The sequence below is a fragment of the Porphyromonas macacae DSM 20710 = JCM 13914 genome (assembly GCF_000379945.1).
Classification (GTDB): Bacteria; Bacteroidota; Bacteroidia; order Bacteroidales; family Porphyromonadaceae; genus Porphyromonas; species Porphyromonas macacae.
Genome location: NZ_KB904149.1, coordinates 41,336 through 58,510 on the forward strand (window position 1 = coordinate 41,336; position 17,175 = coordinate 58,510).

13 protein-coding genes and 2 pseudogenes are annotated in these 17,175 nt (G+C 41.6%); 8 read left to right on the forward strand and 7 right to left on the reverse strand.

What is annotated here, in order from left to right; genetic code table 11:
• Positions 1 to 195 precede the first annotated feature (195 nt).
• From A3GI_RS0107595 to A3GI_RS0107615, 6 genes are all read right to left on the reverse strand, one after another.
• Entirely contained in the window at positions 196 to 1,665 is a 1,470-nt protein-coding gene (locus A3GI_RS0107595) for a catalase (protein ID WP_018360855.1), read from the reverse strand.
• Positions 1,666 to 1,690: 25 nt separating this feature from the next.
• Positions 1,691 to 2,119 carry a flavodoxin family protein gene (locus A3GI_RS0107600; protein ID WP_018360856.1) on the reverse strand — a complete coding sequence of 143 codons (429 nt, stop codon included), beginning with the start codon at positions 2,117 to 2,119 and terminating at the stop codon, positions 1,691 to 1,693.
• A gap of 260 nt (positions 2,120 to 2,379) precedes the next feature.
• Positions 2,380 to 2,598, reverse strand: coding sequence for a hypothetical protein (locus A3GI_RS10875; RefSeq protein WP_018360857.1), 219 nt, complete (start codon positions 2,596 to 2,598; stop codon positions 2,380 to 2,382).
• Positions 2,599 to 2,601: 3 nt separating this feature from the next.
• On the reverse strand, positions 2,602 to 3,702 hold the full coding sequence (locus A3GI_RS11930; protein ID WP_162151357.1) for a TlpA disulfide reductase family protein: 1,101 nt from the start codon (positions 3,700 to 3,702) through the stop codon (positions 2,602 to 2,604).
• Positions 3,703 to 3,856: 154 nt separating this feature from the next.
• Positions 3,857 to 5,335 (reverse strand): proline--tRNA ligase, encoded by a 1,479-nt coding sequence (gene proS / locus A3GI_RS0107610; RefSeq protein WP_018360860.1) that lies wholly within the window; start codon positions 5,333 to 5,335, stop codon positions 3,857 to 3,859.
• Between the two features lie 88 nt (positions 5,336 to 5,423).
• Positions 5,424 to 6,851, reverse strand: a complete 1,428-nt coding sequence (locus tag A3GI_RS0107615; RefSeq protein ID WP_018360861.1) for a phosphatase PAP2 family protein — start codon at positions 6,849 to 6,851, stop codon at positions 5,424 to 5,426.
• A 709-nt stretch (positions 6,852 to 7,560) separates the two neighbouring features.
• On the opposite strand from A3GI_RS0107615, the gene A3GI_RS0107625 reads away from it, so the two are divergent.
• The 5 genes and pseudogenes from A3GI_RS0107625 (at position 7,561) to A3GI_RS0107645 (ending at position 13,402) form a co-directional block, all read left to right on the forward strand.
• The gene (locus tag A3GI_RS0107625) at positions 7,561 to 7,800 is read left to right on the forward strand and encodes a hypothetical protein (protein WP_018360863.1); all 240 of its coding nucleotides are present in this window, start codon (positions 7,561 to 7,563) and stop codon (positions 7,798 to 7,800) included.
• Positions 7,801 to 7,810: 10 nt separating this feature from the next.
• Positions 7,811 to 8,632, forward strand: coding sequence for a GLPGLI family protein (locus A3GI_RS0107630; RefSeq protein WP_115087403.1), 822 nt, complete (start codon positions 7,811 to 7,813; stop codon positions 8,630 to 8,632).
• Positions 8,633 to 8,705: 73 nt separating this feature from the next.
• Positions 8,706 to 11,252 (forward strand): peptidase associated/transthyretin-like domain-containing protein, encoded by a 2,547-nt coding sequence (locus tag A3GI_RS0107635; protein WP_018360865.1) that lies wholly within the window; start codon positions 8,706 to 8,708, stop codon positions 11,250 to 11,252.
• A gap of 360 nt (positions 11,253 to 11,612) precedes the next feature.
• A pseudogene (locus A3GI_RS11990) lies at positions 11,613 to 11,745 on the forward strand (transposase family protein); the annotation flags it as partial.
• Positions 11,746 to 12,451: 706 nt separating this feature from the next.
• Positions 12,452 to 13,402, forward strand: coding sequence for a hypothetical protein (locus tag A3GI_RS0107645; RefSeq protein ID WP_018360866.1), 951 nt, complete (start codon positions 12,452 to 12,454; stop codon positions 13,400 to 13,402).
• 126 nt (positions 13,403 to 13,528) lie between these two features.
• Here A3GI_RS0107645 and A3GI_RS11655 read toward each other — a convergent pair.
• Positions 13,529 to 13,695: pseudogene (locus A3GI_RS11655) on the reverse strand (transposase family protein); the annotation flags it as partial.
• 180 nt (positions 13,696 to 13,875) lie between these two features.
• Here A3GI_RS11655 and A3GI_RS0107655 point away from each other — a divergent pair.
• The 3 genes from A3GI_RS0107655 to lipB are packed head-to-tail and all read left to right on the forward strand — an operon-like array spanning position 13,876 to position 16,931.
• Entirely contained in the window at positions 13,876 to 14,349 is a 474-nt protein-coding gene (locus A3GI_RS0107655; protein ID WP_018360868.1) for an SPOR domain-containing protein, read from the forward strand.
• Positions 14,349 to 15,365, forward strand: coding sequence for a UDP-N-acetylmuramate dehydrogenase (gene murB, locus A3GI_RS0107660; protein WP_018360869.1), 1,017 nt, complete (start codon positions 14,349 to 14,351; stop codon positions 15,363 to 15,365). The genes A3GI_RS0107655 and murB overlap by 1 nt, the downstream gene beginning before the upstream one ends.
• Positions 15,366 to 15,407: 42 nt before the next feature.
• Entirely contained in the window at positions 15,408 to 16,931 is a 1,524-nt protein-coding gene (gene lipB, locus A3GI_RS0107665; protein ID WP_018360870.1) for a lipoyl(octanoyl) transferase LipB, read from the forward strand.
• The last annotated feature ends 244 nt before the right edge of the window (positions 16,932 to 17,175 follow it).

Genomic DNA, 17,175 nt, shown 5'->3' on the forward strand with positions numbered 1-17,175 from the left:
TTACGTGATTAACCACAAAAGCTGCCCCATGGTTTGGAGCAGCTTTTTCTTTTATCCGGGCACAGTCTTTCGGCCCTGTAAGGTTTTGCCTTCTATCTGGATAAGAAAAATCTCTCAAAATACGAGAATTCGATAAAAGTCTTTCGCTTGTATCGACCCCCGGTTAATTTGAAAAAATCTAAACATTTTATCCTTTTACAGTTTCAGCTCATCGAAATTCAGTCCGAGAGCTCCGGCTACACCGCGACCGTAATTTTCATCGGCCATCGTGCAGTTACGAATATGACGGATCTTTATTTCTACCGGTATGTCGCCCATATGACGCGCAGTATTGTCAAAGAGGGTTTGCTGCTGCTCGGGTGTCATAAGACGAAAAAGAGCGCGCGGCTGAGAGTAATAATCACAGTCATCTTCACGAAAATCCCACTGATAGGCTGCACCATCAAGCTCCAGAGGAGGCTCTTTATATTCATTGTTATCCTGCCACTGACCATAGCTGTTAGGTTCGTAGCCGAGGAGGGAACCATAGTTGCCGTCCACACGCATGGCTCCATCACGATGATACATGTTGAGAAAAGGACAGCGACTTCTATTAACCAGTATTTGATGATGGTTCACCCCCAAACGGTAACGTTGAGCATCTCCGTAAGAGAAGAGACGCCCCTGCAACATACGGTCGGGAGAGAAACCGATACCGGGAACAATATTGGCCGGATTGAAAGCAGCCTGCTCCACATCGGCAAAGTAGTTTTCAGGGTTACGATTAAGCTCCATCACTCCCACATCGATAAGCGGGTATTCTTTCTGTGACCAAACTTTGGTCAAATCGAAAGGATTAAAAGGACAATTCTTTGCCTGTTCTTCGGTCATGACCTGAATTTTCATGTTCCAGCGTGGAAAATCTCCCCTCTCGATACTGTCATACAAATCGCGCTGATGGCTCTCACGGTCCTTCCCAATAATAGCTTCCGCTTCGGCATCGGTCAGGTTCTTAATACCTTGCTGCGTATGAAGATGAAATTTCACCCAAACCCGGTCTCCTGCAGCATTAATCATGGAAAAAGCGTGACTGCCGAAGCCGTGCATGTGTCGATACGAATAAGGGATACCGCGATCACTCATGGTAATGGTCACCTGATGAAGAGCTTCGGGTAAAAGAGTCCAGAAATCCCAGTTATTATGAGGACTACGCAGATTTGTACGCGGATCGCGCTTAACAACGTGATTCAGATCAGGAAACTTCAGTGGGTCACGCAGAAAAAATACGGGTGTATTATTGCCCACGAGATCCCAATTTCCTTCCTCGGTGTAAAACTTCACGGCAAAACCCCGAATATCACGCTCGGCATCGGCAGCACCACGCTCCCCGGCCACAGTGGAAAAACGGGCAAAAAGATCTGTTTTCTTGCCGATTTCAGAAAAAATAGCGGCACGAGTGTATCGGGTAATGTCATGCGTTACGGTAAATGTGCCAAAGGCACCGGAACCCTTGGCGTGCATTCTGCGTTCAGGAATTACTTCACGGTCGAAGTGTCCTAATTTCTCCAGAAACCATACGTCCTGAAGTAACATGGGGCCACGCCTGCCGGCCGTTGCCACATTCTGATTGTCAGAAACCGGCGCTCCGGCAGCCGTAGTTAATTTTTTTGTTTTTTTTGAATCCATAGAAATGATTTAATTGAGATAAAACTTATTTCTTAATATGTGCTATAAAACCATCCAGCACCTGTTTATGCTTATCGCTGAGACAAGCCTTTTTGGATTTGAGTATAGCCGCTTGCTTGACAGCCGAAAGGTCGAGTTGCTTTTTCATACGACGGAAAAGGCTGCCTGTACTGAACTTATAAGTAGAAAAAAGCAAAAGATTTTCCGGTAAAGCGGATGGAAGTTGACGGGCAAATTCAACCCATCTGTCATGCGGATGTTGATTGACAACAAACCAGCCGCCGGTCCAGCAGCCGAGCAGAAGAAAATCGCAATCGTGCAACATCTCCTGCTTGAAATCCGCTGTAGAACAAAAACTAACGCTAACACCTTTTGTCCATAGATACATCGCCATTTCACGGGCAAAAGCTGCCGTTTTTCCTCTACGACTATAATAGACGATCGTTGCTTTCATGTTATTCGAAAATATAATACGCTTTATTGGGATTGTGATTATTTTATTCACACAACAAATCTGAGCCAAGCAATAGTATCGTTCAAATGAAATGATCTATATTAAGGATAGTCCGAAAGTATTTCTATACGGATAAACTTCAATTTATCATCTATGATACGAAATTTATGTGATGAACAAAAATCGTCTGGGATCTTTAATAATGGTAATATTTCTTTTTTATACAATATAACGTTTTTATGGATTTAATAAATAAGGTATCACAAATCTCTCAAATGACGGTGCGCCATCATGCGCAAATGACTGCGTTGCCTGTGACCTTTGGCTTCGGTCACGTACTTCGGTGCTCCCCCTTGGGCCTCAGTCTTAGCTCCTTGTACTTTACGTATTCCGACGCATCTAAAAGGGGCTGTGCCAAAACCGAATTTTGACACAGCCCCATTGATAATAATTCTGAAAATGGTTTGTAAAGCTATCAATTGTTATAGCTTGTCACCGTTCTCCTCTGCTATTTTTTTAAGTATTCTATCTATTTCTTTACCATGCAAACCTCTCTCCACGATGGTACCATCCGGTGCAAATAATATAATATGAGGAATACCCTCTATGGCATACAAGGTAGTAGCTTCTTCATTGCTCACAATCTGCGGCCATGTCAGTCCCAACTGCTCTACCCCCTTTTGCAGTTTTTCCGTTTCGTCCCAAACGCCTACACCCACTATTTGCAGCCCTTTCGGTCCAAAAGTTTCCTTAACTTTTTTCAAATTCGGCATTTCCCGTTTACAGGGACCGCACCAGGAAGCCCAAAAATCCACCAGGGTATAATGTCCTTTGCCTACATACTCACTCAACTTTACCTTCTTTCCTTGGAGATCTTCTCCCTCGAAATCGACAAAAGGCTGACCTTTCTCCGTATTGTTTAAGTTCTGTATACTTCTCAAATAAGATTTAATGAAATGGTCTTCGAGTACTTTCTTTCCGGCAATCGACTTCCACATCTTAATCTGTTCCGGCGTTGTCTGGGGTAATCTGAAAAGATTCTTAATAGCCATAACCCCCACACCATCATTGTTATGTTTCTTCAACACTTCCTCCGAAAGAGATAATACGGCATGTTCATACGAGTTTACAAGATTTTGCTCCTCCATAGCAACATGCTCCTGAGTTAAAGCAGAATCCCGTCCTAACTCTTCAATATGCTTAATCGTATTTGTAGTAAGACTGTCCATGGAGGAAATATAAGCATGTAATTCATCATTCAAAGGTGTTCCCTTGGCAGACATGCCACTAAGGTCTGCTGTAATATTACCTTCCTCTGGAATAGCATAGGCAAAAAAACCTCCGGAAACTATCTGTACAATATTTATGGTATCATTGATTTTTCCGGTAAAAGTGAATGCATTGTCTTTAACTTTAACGCTATCCATCAGAGTAAAAGACAAATCATACAAATAAACATATTCGCCTTCCGCCTCAGCAACTTCGGGGATGGTTCCGCTGATCATATATGTCTTATCCTGTTTTGCACAGGAAGCAATAATTCCGGCTAAGACAAAAAGCCAAACAATAACTTTCTTATTCATATTTTTCATTTATTACAGTTATTTTTATTTTACAGCTAACTGAACTCTTTTGTTCAGAAAAGTGGCTTTTTCTGAAAAGAAAAGCGAACCATCCGGAATTAAGTAAAGAAATTCCGAATAGCTCGCCAAAAGAATTGCTTTTACTATTATAATATCAATATGCACGAGCGAACAGCACTCTTTGCCGGGAAGGTTTACCCGTAACCATACATACGCCGGGAGTCTGATCTCCATTAAGGGGAATACAGCGAATGGTCGCCTTGGTTTCATTTTTTATCAGAGCCTCCGTTTCGGCCGTACCATCCCAATGTGCCAGAATAAAACCGCCTTCCTCGATTTTTTCCTTAAATTCATCATAAGTATCCACCGTCACGGTATGGGCTTCGCGGTAATCGAAAGCTTTCTTAAAAATATTCTCCTGAATATCGTTCAAAAGAGTCTCTATATGTGCATCTATCCCTTCCAGCGGCATGGTTTCTTTGGTCAGCGTATCACGACGGGCTACTTCGATGGTACCGTTTTCCAAATCACGTCCTCCCATAGCCAGTCGAACAGGAACCCCCTTCAACTCATACTCCGCAAACTTCCAACCCGGCTTGCGGTTATCTGCATCATCGTACTTAACACTGATACCCCGGGCTTTCAATTTAGCCATAATCTCTTTGACCTTTGCCGAAATTTGATCCAACTGTTCCTGAGAACGGTAAATAGGCACAATGACAACTTGAAAAGGAGCCAGTTTCGGTGGCAACACCAAACCGTTATCATCCGAGTGGCTCATGATCAAAGCCCCCATTAAACGGGTCGAAACCCCCCAGGACGTTGCCCAAACCAACTCACGCTCTCCTTCCTTATTCGTAAAAGTAACATCGAACGCTTTAGCAAAATTTTGCCCCAGGAAGTGAGAAGTTCCGCTCTGCAAAGCCTTACCGTCCTGCATCAAAGCCTCTATCGTATAAGTATCCACAGCTCCGGCAAAACGTTCACTGGCGGTTTTTACTCCTTTGGTTACCGGCATAGCCATATATTTTTCGGCAAAAGTGGCATATACCTCGAGCATCTGACGTGCCTCGGCCACAGCCTCCTCACAAGTGGCATGAGCCGTGTGTCCTTCCTGCCATAAGAACTCGGCCGTACGCAAAAACAATCGAGTACGCATTTCCCAACGAACCACATTAGCCCATTGATTTACCAGAATAGGCAGGTCACGATGGCTCTGTATCCAGTTTTTATAAGTATTCCAAATAATCGTTTCCGACGTAGGGCGGACAATAAGTTCTTCTTCCAATCTGGCTTCGGGATCAACGACAACACCACCCTCCGGATTTGTTTTCAAACGATAGTGAGTAACCACGGCACACTCTTTGGCAAAACCCTCCACATGATCGGCTTCCCTGCTCAAAAAACTTTTGGGAATAAACAGCGGGAAATAGGCATTCATATGACCGGTTTCCTTGAACATATCGTCCAAGATTCGTTGCATCTTCTCCCAGATAGCATAGCCGTAAGGTTTTATAACCATGCAACCTCTCACTGCCGAACTTTCGGCCAAATCTGCTTTAATCACCAAATCCTGATACCACTGCGAATAACTCTCACTGCGAGGTGTCAGCTCTTTCAGTTCCTTTGCCATTATGATTGAAATAAATTATAAACATTTTTAATTGCGAGCACAAAGTTACAATAAAAGCATACAAAAGAGTTATGCTTACTGTGATCTTTTAGAAAAAGGCCGTCAAAGCCAAACCGATACCCAAATAATCAAAAGGTTGCGACTCTTCAAAATAAGGTGGAAAATCATCTTCTGGATCTATAAATAACTCATCGACTTGAAATCCGATAGTCGGCCTCGAATAGTTATAATTGGTATAGAATGTAAATCCGAGTTCGCTGTTAACCTTATAAGTAATCGAGGTTCCCAAGCCTCCTCTCCACGCCGTACGGGGCGTATATTCGATGATGTCTACAATCTTTCCGAGCACCGGGTCAGGAGGAATAAGTTCAAAAGAAACTTTTCCCTTCGCCCCAAAAGCCAATCCTAATTGAGCTTTGGCCATCAATAACCATTTATCAGAGAATGTATAACCGAACTGAGGACCTACCGACACATTCATGGTTCCGATGGATTCCATCAATAACTTTGCGTTGCCCAGGCTCGGATCATCGTCATCCAATAAGAAGGGAAGCGACGGATTAATGGAAAAACTCGTAAAAGAGATTTCCGCCCCTATCCCCCAACGTTTATTAAAAAACCATGCACTCTCAAGTCCCCCCTCAAACCCTAACCGGGAACGGGAAGACTCATCTTCCAGAAAGCCGGCCATATTATGCGTCGGAGTGGCATTTCCCAATTTCACGGAAAGAAAAGACGGATTGCCATTACTTCTGAATTTTGACAAAAGCCCGAGATTATCACCTTTATTCTTGTAAATTTTATCGATAAAAAAGTACCCCAATTGCGTAGACAGGATACCGATACCGGCCCCTCCCAACAAGTCCGAAACCCAGTGTCTGTTATTCAAACTTCGTCCGAGGGCTGTAAACATAGCTCCGGAATAACCCAATATACTGTATCTCGGATTGACAGGGCCATACTCCTTGTGCATAAAAGTAGCATTGGTAAAAGCCATGGCCGTATGCCCGGAAGGAAAAGAATTACATGCAGATCCATCCGGCCGTTCTACCATAAAAGTATATTTCATGGTGTTAACCAGAATAGCCATAATACCCAAACTCGCTGCATGCGAAAAAAAAGCTCGAGGCAAATTATTCCGTCCCTTGACTCCACTCATATTCAAAGCATAAGTGGCTACAGCCGGGGCATATTGAATATAATCATCGAACCGGTTGCGAAATCCGGGGACATATCGATTTCGTATTTCCCGAATACTTTTTCGCTCACCCCATGTTGCAGCTGCAGCCGTAAAAAATAAACCGGGAACAAAACCGACCTTGGTAAACTCGTGGTGAAAGATGTTTTGCCTGCTCCGCGGTATCTTCAGAAAAAGACTGTCCTTAAATATCGGAGCAGGACAATTCACACTGTCTACAGCTAAAATCGCAGGAGTAATTATTTCCTGTGAAAACACCCGGGTCTGAAAAAGAACACAGAGAAAGGAAATAAAACCTTTAACAATCAGATTTCTCATACCATAATATAAAACAACGAAGTAAAGCCTGTTTTTTTGAAGACTTTACTGCCAAAAATCTCTCTTTTGCAAAGGACATGATAAATCTGAGCATTCAACATAATAAAATAAAAACAGCTTTGGTAAAACAAATAATACTTTGAGTGCCACTGAAAATGCCCCATACAAAAACCGAATTAAAGAACAAACTTTGTTATTTTTTTCAAAATATACAAACCTGTTAGTAAACAAGAACTACAAAACCTCTATAATCAATCTCAAAGAACAACCCCCAAACAAGCCAATATCTCCAAAGACATAAAATAATTATATCGTATCGAAAAAATCCTTTGTTGCCCCCGAAGAGGAGCGACCTCGAATCGCTTCCGGATCGTACCGCAAAATGAATGCCTCAAAGAGAAGGCATTCGGCCGGTGTAAACCCAAAGTCGTCTTAAAACAAAAAGTGTGTCAACCTGAAATGGTTTTTAGAAAAAACAGTGTAAATTTAATCTCGAACTTGACCGCCCCGGGTGTCAACTTTTTCAGTACACGTTAGTGTGTCAACCTGAAATGGATTTTAGAAAAAACAGTGTAAATTTAATCGCGAACTTAACCGCCTCGAGTGTCAACTTTTTTCAGTACACGTCAAGTTTAGTCACCTGAGTAACTTCCTTAGGTGTTTTATTAATTTAATATTTAAAAATTATGAAAAAGTTGTTTTAACCGCAATGGCATTAATGTGCCTACCAGTTTTCTCTTTGGCTGAAAAAATAGCTGAAGCTCCTATGAGTTTTCCTGTACCTATTGAAGTGACAGTTGAAGAGATGGTTGCAAATCCAAAAGTAGATCCGTACATACAGATGTACTGTGTATGGACTACTTGTACAGGTACAATATGCGATGAGAAATTCTCTGATGATAAAGTCGCAATAGATTTTATTGATAAATTTGATCATTGTTATGATTAACTTTTTAGAAATGAAAGTAAAAATTTCGATCATAATTTGCATTCTCCTTTTGTTTTGCGCTCAATCAAATGCTCAGTCATATAGAGCTATGTACGAGGGAGAAGAGGTAAATTTATATGATGGAGAGGTCATTCGTGACCTCTTCATCCTCGATATCTCGAAGAGTGGAAAAAGTCTATTTCAAAGCTATTACTCCGTAAAAAGAGATTCAATCAGAGATGTCGAAATCAAACGTGGCATAGATCGCTATGAAATTTTAGCTCAAATGCGAAATGTACAACCCGGAACAAAGAACAAAGTCTTTTTCGACCCTCAAAAAAAGAGTTTCACAGAAATTGACCACGGAGGAATAGATTATTTCAAAACCTCAGAACAGATTAAGGAACGCAGTTATACATTCGCAGACTCAACAAAAGTGGTGGCAGGATATTTTTCGAATGCAGCAATAGTTTCTCTTTATGGTCGGGAATGGGTTGTTTATTACACCACGGAGATCTCAATGCCATACGGTCCATGGAAAATCAATGGTTTACCGGGATTGGTGACCGAAGCATACACAACAGATGGTGCATATAGATTTACACTTACCGGATTTGAGAAGATGGCTGAAAGCAGAGTTATTGAGGTTCCGTTCAAGATGAACAATCAACCCGTACTTGAAGTGAGCCACAAGGAAATGCTTTGGATAAGAAAACTTTGTGCGTGTAAGGATCCAAGACCAATACTGAAGAAGTACTCAAAGGGTGCTGACATGAGTCAAATGTACCACGACAAAATAGATAAGAGATACCGTGAGCTGGCAAAACGATACCAGTACATAGAGAAAGAGTAAAATGAAAAGGTGCTGCCTCATAGTTTTGTCTTTACTCTTATTTTCACTAACCAATCTATCGTCACATGCTCAGATGGTGATAGCGGGGGAGGTCGTACAAAAGAATGGAACTGAAAAAGTCGCCGGTGCTATCCTTTACCTGATAGATGCCAAAAGCAATAAGTCTATCAGTATCGCTCAGAGCGAAGATGACGGCAGTTTTGTATTCAAGAGCTCTAAACAACCGGAACAAGATCAGGAGTTGGTGCTCAGGGCTATCCTCTTGGGTTACAAGCCTCTCAAACAAGTTGTAAAGTATTCGAATGGGATGGTACTCAGGCTTGAAATGGAGGCTACCTCCTTTGAACTCAGAGAAGTGAAGATAAAAGCTCCGGCAATCAGAGAGTTGGGTGATACAGTCATTTATCGAACCTCCGCCTTTGCCCAAAAGCAGGATATGACCTTAGCGCAGGTACTTGAAAGAATGCCGGGATTGGAGATTGGAAATGGAGGCCTGATAAAATATGAGGGTAAACCGATCAATAAGTTCTACATAGAACAGATGGACTTGCTCGGGCGAAGGTATAGTATGGCAAGCAACTCTCTCAGACCTGAGGATGTGGCTGCAGTGGAGATTTATCGCAACCACGAACCTCTCAGAATGCTGGAGGATCAGTCACTATCAGACAGGGCAGCACTCAATATCAAACTAACGAAGAGAGCCAAAGGAAGAATACTTGCGTGGGCGTGGCTATCAGCAGGTGTTGGAGAGGATCCGTTTCTATACGACTTAAATGGACGAATAATGAGGTTTAACTCCACGTCTCAGGGCCTTTACTTAATTAAAGCCAATGACACAGGCAAAGACGTGATTGAAGAGATACGTGCTCACGAACTGTCTATGAGTAGAAAGCTGGTCTTTTCGATGAGTGATTACGCCTCTCCCGACTTTTACCAAAGTATGGGCGAAGCACTTAAGGGATCGCCAATAGGCAAACGACAGAGATTTAATCACTCCTGTGTACTTTCGGGAAATCAGCTGCTCAAACTTGGAGACCACCGGTTTCTACGTATCAATGCTCTCTATAGTGATGAAAGATTTAACTCCTCTAAACAGGAGACAATCGACTATACGCTACCCGATGGTCACTCGCATACCCTAACCGGCGAACAAGACTATGAATCAAGAGAGAGGCGAATGGTGATAGAGGGTGACTACGAACACAACGGTGACAGGTCCTACTTTGACAATAAGACCAAGTTAGAATACAAGTCCGGCAACAGTATAGATCAGCTGAGACAGGATCATGCAGCATACGAGCAAAAGTTGTCACTCCCCTACCTAAAGATTGAAAATAGCACCACGTATCTCTTCAGACTGGGTAAAAGATTGATAAAGTTGGATAATAAAGCTAAATATCTATCTCGCAATCAAACTATAAACACATCCTTTCATAGAAATCAATCGATCAAGAGCAGTCTTTTGGACAACAGTCTGCTTCTTGGTGCTAACCGGGTCCTGGGGAAACACCAATTAGACAACACATTACAGTGGGACTTACAATATCACAACATAGGAGTAGAGAGTTCATGGTTGTTGCAGAAACCGGAACAGCTTTCTGAGTATCTCTCCAATAGTATTCGCTGGAGTCCTCAGTACAATTGGAAGATCGGGAACTGGTATCTGATGGCAGAGCTACCTGTTACTTACTATGCCTATAAATATCAACATAAAAATGAGAATTTCGTAAAGGCAGAGCTATATCTGAGGGGCAGCAAGTATTGGGCTAATAACCTGAAAGCGGATGGATCATACCGCTTCTATCACCATATTTCAGGAGCATCAAGCCAACTTCCGGGACTCAAAATAATTGACTCCCGGAGACTTACCGAGCTACTTCCAAACCCATATCAAGGAAATACTCATACAGGCACACTAAATCTATCATATACGGTACCGACGAGTGGCACAGCAATCAATGCAAGCACAACCTTATCAAATAGCAAAAGGGCATATACTTCATCCTCCGAACTACAGGATGGCTATATAGTATTCAAGCAAATAGAGCGTCCTTCGATTTCAACAAGGTGGAGTAATAGCATTCGAGTATCACAAACATTCTGGCAAGGTAAGTTGGATGCCTCAATAAAAGGGTTATATAATCGAAGCCGGTCAGAAACTTATATTCAGAAAGAAGAAATTGATTTGATTTCCCACAATTACTCGGTATGGACAGATCTATCTTTACGCATCACACCGGATATCAAATTAGACTATTCAGGTTCGCTAATGGAGAATCGATCCAATAGTACTGAGGGCAGGACGCTGATACTTCCTAAGTTGCTTATGCAAAAACATAAGGGCACACTACTCGTATGGCTCTCTAACAAATGGTCAGCTACTGCTACTGCCGAACATCACCATACTTCAGAAAAAAAGAGAGGCAGCTCTTCCAATGTTACCTTCCTCGACTTGGGATTCAAATACCACGGAAAAAAGGTGGGTATAGACCTGCTGGTATCAAATATCACCAATCAGATGAATTATGAAGCGATTACGATAAACGAGCCTCATACATCTATAGTCACCACACCGCTACGCCCTTTTGAAGTGTTGCTCACCTTTACCTTAAAGCAGTGAAAACAATAACGGAATTATTTATGGATCTGTATTGCAGAAGATCTTGAAGCAATGGCATATAATCTCAAATTTATGCCTAACCCTGTTATATCCACAAGCATCGGATAAGCAGGGAAAGCTTCTTGAAGATAAATCAATTTCATCCTGAAAGGGATAATGAGGAAGTATAACTTTCGACATTTTATTTGTCCAAGAACGAAAAACAGAACTAAAAGGGAAAGGCATAGCACACAGAATTGTGCAACAGCCTAAAAAAGCATCAATCAAGCTATTTGTAAGAACATAAATACAAAAAAATAAAGCTCTGACGAACGAGACTTACAGTGCAACTGCATCAAAATAGAGAGTTATCTTTTGGTTATGGATATACAAGATTATTTTTCTAAGGTAGAAGACCCACGGGTAGTGGGTCGTTGTAAGCATAAGTTAAGCGATATTTTAGTAATTGCACCGGCGAGTTATCTGTGTGGGGGGCGAGGATTATGAGTCGATGCGCAATACAAAGACAAGCGATCCTTACGGAAGAGGTTATTCAAAGCCGCATTGAATATGGACTACCTCAAAAAGCTGCTAAAGATTTGATGCGGTTGCCCTGTACAAAACACATTGGGATATTTGGAACATTCGTTTTTTTTCTACCTTTGGAATCGATGAGTATATTACGAAGACGTGCATATATTGCAAGTAGAGATTCGCCATCTTTAGTTTTTACAAGTGCAATGTGATTTGTAGTTTTGTTGAATTATTTTATTAGAATTAAGGCGTTAAAAGATTTCAATATCCACGTTGACACACAATAAGCATAGTGTCAAAAATGGGATGTTTAAGTCTTGCAACTGGCTTTAAGTGCAAGGTTTGTTTCGTAAAAAATAAAAAGCGTAATCCTGAAAAGCTTTGAAAGAGTAGGGAAAATAAAAAAAACGTATTTTTTTGAGATCTGTGAAAGACAACTCCTTGTTTTTGAATAAACTAAAGTTGAGTGAAATAAAAGGAGGGATGCCCCCTAATAAGTCTGACCAAGAGTGCGGATATACTGACACAAAACGACCTGGATTGTTAAACGACCGATGTGATGTGGCACGAGAATCACTTCTAGATGTTAGTGATACGCATAGGGCTATAGACACTCCATTACCTAAACCTTGAAAATAAACTTTTTGGTCAATAGAGCCCTTCTATTAACGAAGAAACTTAACACTATGAAGAAAATTGTAACAGTATTGCTTTCCGTTATTTTATTCTATACAACCACTAGTGCTAATAATGATTATAGGGATTACTATAAGAGTCTAGTGGAAAGTAAAATTGATGAAGCTAATGGAAAGTATGAAGAAGCATATAAAAAATATTTGGTCACATTGAACTCTGCATATCCTTTTCCGGATGACATTATAGCAACGATAAGATGTTGCATGAAAACCCAGCATAAAAAAGATATACCTCAATTAATTAAATTGTTAGTTCAGAGTGGATTTAAAACAGAAGAAGAAACCTTTCCTGTTTTGAGAAAGAACAATACAATGGTAGATTTCTATAGGACATTTCCAATAAAGGAGTATGCTGAATATTTTTATTCTATTTATCCTCAAGAACGGAAAGAATATCTAACAAGTGATCGCGAATTAAAAAGTAGGATATTAAATTCTTTTTCTACTTTGGAATATTTTATAATTCAACAACGTATGATGATGCCGAATGACATCGCAGTACAAGAAAATTCCTATAAAATTGTTTGTGATTTATTGCTCAATCTTGAGAACACCGATCAAGATTTTTCCAGATTAGGTACGGATACTTGGTTAGATCAAAGGTTTATTGTGTTATTAGTACATACTGCCCAATATCTGTTTGGTATTGATTATGAAAGATTTATGAGATTTGACCGTTTTTTGTGGAATATGGTGCTTCAAGGGAATTTGCATGCAGAGCAATATGGAGTAATCATTGATGCTGCTCATTTTTCAAAGGATGGAATGTCCTTGTTTGGAAATTTTTTAAGTTCAGATGAAGATGGCAATTGGATGGTTTCGCCTGTAAAGAATCTAGAAAGTGTTGACAGTTTAAGAGCTAGTATATTCTTATCTCCTTTATGGGTGAAAGCTAAATTGAAGAATATAAAGTTACCTGCTGGTTACGATTACAAAAAATAATTAACCTTATAATTGCACATGATTATTAATATTAAAGATGAACATGAACCAACCACAGATCTTCTTGTAAATCTTTAGCAGCTTTTTGAGGTAGTCCATATTCAATGTGGCTTTGAATAACCTCTTCCGTAAGATAGCTTGTCTTTGTATTGCGGTATTGCGCATCGACTCATAATCCTCTCCTCCACACAGATAACCAGCTAAACAAATAACTAAAATATCGCTCAACTTATGCTTGCAACGACCCACTACCCGTGGGTCTTCTACCTTAGAAAAAAATCTTGTATATCCATAACCAAAAGATAACTCTCTATTTTGATGCAGTTGCCCTGTGAAACTTATTAACCTTAGTATACTTTTATTTAAGATTTTTTATCTTTGTACAAATGAGAGAACATAATAATTGGTTAAAAGACGATATTATATTTAGTTAAGAACCATTCTCATCAAAAACAACAAAAAGAATTTGGATTATGAAAAAAATGGTAATGGCTGTTGCAGCCTTGGGAATGCTACTCACAGTAGCTTCATGTTCTCCTAAGAAAAGTGCATATCGCCAAGCTTACGAGCAAGCAAAACAACGTGAAATTGCAGCAGATGATAATTCTGTAGTTAAAGAGGAAACCCCGATGGTATCCGAGCCTTCCGCCAACATTTCCATCCGTAAAGAACGTTTGCAAACCGTAGAGGGGGAAAACGAAGCTAACCTGCGTCAATACAGTGTCGTTGTGGGCAGCTTCCAAAATGAAGCCAATGCCAAAGCTCTAAAAACCAGAATGACAGCTGACGGTTATAATTGCATACTGGCTAAAAACGAGTTCGGTATGGTTCGTGTCATCGTTGCAAGTTTTAACTCATACAACGAAGCAGCCGGCTCTCGCGATGCAATAAAAGCGCGTTACGCTCCTGAATTTTCGGATGCCTGGTTATTGGAAAGAAGCCTTTAATGGATATTCAAAAAGAAAAACTTCTTACAGAGTATAACACGTTCCACATACCGGCAACTGCCCAGTGGTTTATTACATACGACTCTTTAGAAGAACTCAAAACATTACTCCGGGACGAATATTTTCAAGAGTGCCGGTCTTTATCTGTTGGCGAGGGAAGCAATTTGCTCTTCCTCGCTAATTTTCATGGTATTATCTTACACTCGAATATTCGCTCGATAGAAGAGATCGAGCGGGATGACGAACAGATTGTGCTCAGGGTCGGAGCCGGAGTAAACTGGGACGATTTTGTGGCCTATGCAGTAAAACATGGCTACTACGGCATAGAAAATCTTTCTCTCATACCGGGGCAGGTAGGCTCATCTGCCATTCAGAATATCGGGGCATACGGCACAGAGGCGTGCCAATACATCCGTGCCGTACATACCATTCACCGACGCACGGGTGAAGAGCGGGTTTTCGATGTAAACGAGTGTAACTACCGTTACAGACACAGCATATTCAAAGAACCGGAATATCAGGACTATATCGTTTGGGCAGTAGACTATGCCCTGCACCTGAAACCGATACTGAACCTTACCTACCGGGAATTGGCAAACAAATACGGAACAGATAAAGAACAGCCGAGTTTGGCGGATGTAAGACAAACGGTTATAGACATCCGAAGGGCCAAACTGCCCGATCCCGAAGAGATCGGTAATGCCGGCAGTTTTTTCATGAATCCTATTATCACAGGAGAAGCATTCGTTCAATTGAACAAAGAATATCCCGATATTCCCCACTACCCCATGCCTGACGGGCGGGTGAAAGTTCCGGCCGGATGGCTGATCGAGCAATGCGGTCTGAAAGGCTACAAAACCGATAAAGCAGGAGTTTACGAAAAACAAGCGCTGGTACTGGTCAATTTGGGAGAAGCCACAGGCACGGATATTGCCAATCTGGCTGCCTTTGTTCAAAAATCCGTGGCAGAAAAATTCGGTATTACCATTCAACCTGAAGTAAAATATATCAGCTGAAACCATCTGAAAAAACCTTATTGAAGAAAACTCTCTATTACAATGGACGTTCGTGTAAATCCTATGCGTATAATACTGTTGGGTACGGGCACAAGTACCGGAGTGCCGGAAGTGGGTTGCGACTGTCAGGTATGCAAAAGCGACGACCCAAGAGATAGAAGACTAAGGTCCTCGGCACTGGTTATTACTCCTTCCGGAAAAAAAATACTGATAGACTGCGGCCCGGACTTCAGGCAGCAGGCACTGACTGTCGGACTGGATTATTTGGATGCGATTATCCTGACTCACGAACACTACGATCACGTCAGCGGGCTGGACGATCTGAGAACCATTGCATGGCAAAGAGAATTACCCATATACGGCGAACCGAATGTTATCGATGCCGTCAAACGAAAACTCTATTACTATTTCAGCCCTAACCCTTATCTGGGTACACCGCGGCTTAAGCTGATCGAAGTCCATGAAAAACCTTTCACCATAGGCGATGTAACCATTACTCCCATTCGGGTTTTTCACGGAAAGTTACCCATACTCGGCTACCGCATAGGCGACATGACGTATATCACCGACATGAAAACCATCGCTCCCGAAGAAATCAAAAAATTTGAAGATTCACGGCTGCTCATCATGAATGCACTGAGAGAGTGCAAACCGCATCCCACACATCAATCGTTTCAAGAGGCTGAAGCGGTCTTATCCAAAGTAAACAGCCGTGTACGGTGCTATTTCACACATCTGTCCCATCATGCCCCTACGCATCGAAACATGGAACAGATGTTTCCGGAAAACATCCGTCCCGCCTATGATTTTATGGAGTTGAAACTTGACACGGACAGCATAACCCAATGCGATTACCAAAAAGAAAAAGCTCCTTTTACCTACGTAGATTGGGGACTGATCGAATACGGCGAAGCTCTGAATCGCCAGCGTTCTGCCTTTTCGGAAGCAGTAACACGTAAAAAAGAAAATCAAGAAACAGACAATCTGTTTATTCTGTGCGAACATCCGCCGGTAATCACTTTCGGTTTACATGCAAAAAGCCGGAACCTCCTCGTAAGCCCTGAAATACTTAGAGAGAAAGGCATCGAACTGTTTGAAACGGAGCGTGGCGGCGACATTACATTCCACGGACCGGGACAATTGGTCGGATACCCTATTTTGGATTTGGAAAAATTCGGTATGGGACTCAAAGAATACATCCATACACTCGAATCCGGCATCATAGAACTACTGGTCAAATACGGTATCGATGCCGAACGGAAAGACGGGGCCACAGGGGTTTGGCTCGACACAGGCAATCCGCTGAAAGAGCGGAAGATATGTGCCATCGGGGTTAAAAGCTCCCGTTACATCACCATGCACGGCTTTGCATTGAACATCAATACGGATCTTTCGGGTTTTCAGCTCATGAATCCCTGCGGTTTTATCGGGGGGCGAACCACATCCATAGAGCATGAGTGCGGCTATGCGGTAGACTTCAGCGTTGTAAAAGCGCAACTGACGGACATCTACAGCAAACTGTTCAAAAGCAGACTCTCCAAACTTCCCTCGCCCTCCGGGCAATAAAAACCCGGTCACAAGAGAATATCCAACCCGGTCCTTAACTGCTTTTTAGAATATTTACAGGGAAACCTCACAAGAGTCTGCGCCATTGACTTCGTAAATCCGATTTATGGCACAGACTCTTCTTGTCAACAATAGACTTATTCGCCTCAGAATGTTATATTTGTAAAGCTATATTTAACATTACAAATGTTTACAGAAAATAAACCGGACACGATGAATGACTTCTCCGTATGAATTCATTCGG

Excerpts from the sequence above, each read along its gene's own strand:
- A3GI_RS0107595 (WP_018360855.1), bottom strand. The coding sequence starts at position 1,665 with ATGGATTCAAAAAAAACAAAAAAATTAACTACGGCTGCCGGAGCGCCG.
- A3GI_RS0107600 (WP_018360856.1), bottom strand. The coding sequence starts at position 2,119 with ATGAAAGCAACGATCGTCTATTATAGTCGTAGAGGAAAAACGGCAGCT.
- A3GI_RS11930 (WP_162151357.1), bottom strand. The coding sequence starts at position 3,702 with ATGAATAAGAAAGTTATTGTTTGGCTTTTTGTCTTAGCCGGAATTATT.
- proS (WP_018360860.1), bottom strand. The coding sequence starts at position 5,335 with ATGGCAAAGGAACTGAAAGAGCTGACACCTCGCAGTGAGAGTTATTCG.
- A3GI_RS0107615 (WP_018360861.1), bottom strand. The coding sequence starts at position 6,851 with ATGAGAAATCTGATTGTTAAAGGTTTTATTTCCTTTCTCTGTGTTCTT.
- A3GI_RS0107625 (WP_018360863.1), top strand. The coding sequence starts at position 7,561 with ATGGCATTAATGTGCCTACCAGTTTTCTCTTTGGCTGAAAAAATAGCT.
- A3GI_RS0107630 (WP_115087403.1), top strand. The coding sequence starts at position 7,811 with ATGAAAGTAAAAATTTCGATCATAATTTGCATTCTCCTTTTGTTTTGC.
- A3GI_RS0107635 (WP_018360865.1), top strand. The coding sequence starts at position 8,706 with ATGGTGATAGCGGGGGAGGTCGTACAAAAGAATGGAACTGAAAAAGTC.
- A3GI_RS0107645 (WP_018360866.1), top strand. The coding sequence starts at position 12,452 with ATGAAGAAAATTGTAACAGTATTGCTTTCCGTTATTTTATTCTATACA.
- A3GI_RS0107655 (WP_018360868.1), top strand. The coding sequence starts at position 13,876 with ATGAAAAAAATGGTAATGGCTGTTGCAGCCTTGGGAATGCTACTCACA.
- murB (WP_018360869.1), top strand. The coding sequence starts at position 14,349 with ATGGATATTCAAAAAGAAAAACTTCTTACAGAGTATAACACGTTCCAC.
- lipB (WP_018360870.1), top strand. The coding sequence starts at position 15,408 with ATGGACGTTCGTGTAAATCCTATGCGTATAATACTGTTGGGTACGGGC.